Source organism: Protofrankia sp. Cj3 (assembly GCF_917627355.1).
Lineage (GTDB): Bacteria > Actinomycetota > Actinomycetes > Frankiales > Frankiaceae > Protofrankia.
This window is the reverse complement of sequence record NZ_CAKJTR010000098.1, coordinates 1-626: the sequence shown is the minus strand read 5'-3', so window position 1 is coordinate 626 and position 626 is coordinate 1. Positions and strand designations below refer to the sequence as shown.

General features: G+C 61.3%; 1 protein-coding gene. It reads left to right on the top strand.

Features of this window, described 5'->3' with window-relative positions; translation table 11 throughout:
* Window positions 1–166: 166 nt before the first annotated feature.
* Window positions 167–626, top strand: a 460-nt coding sequence (locus MJ783_RS14325; RefSeq protein WP_239310937.1) for a hypothetical protein, incomplete at its 3' end; no start/stop codon positions are given.

The window sequence follows — 626 nt, the reverse complement described above, 5'->3', positions numbered from 1 at the left end:
TGCCCGGCTATCCGGGCTTCCGCCGCCTCGGGATGCCCGCACCCCAGCCCCGCCCTTTGATCCACGCCGCTGTTGCCGGATCCTCTACCTTTGCTACCAGCGCATACGCTGAATTCAGCGCTATTGTCCACAATAAGGATGAAACGCACACGCGGAGGAGTTTGCCATGCCCTATGCCGTGGACTTCGACACCGTATCGACCGTCGGCCTGGAGTCGTCGCCGGCCGCGGCCGCGCTCGCTGGTCTACGGGCGAACGAAGCCCGGTACTTCAAGAACAAGTACGGCCACGTTTTCACGGTCGAGCCCGCGGACAACGCCGGGCCGACCATCGACTGGGTGAGCCGGATCCTCACAGAAGAACGCGGCATCGTCATCTCCGCTCGCCCGCTCGAGGCGACGACATTCCAGGTCGAGAACATTCGGATGGCATACGTCTTCTACGAGAACGGCCTGTCGATCAATGTGATGTACACCGTCGACGACCGCGGGAAACGAGCGGTTGGGTTCAAGCTCTCCGACGGGATGGAAGTCCCCACGGAGCTCGCCTCGTTCAAGTTCGCTCGGCAGAAGTCGAAGCTGGCCGGAACCATACGCGGTTCCTATTTCGTCATTAAGAACGAGTACT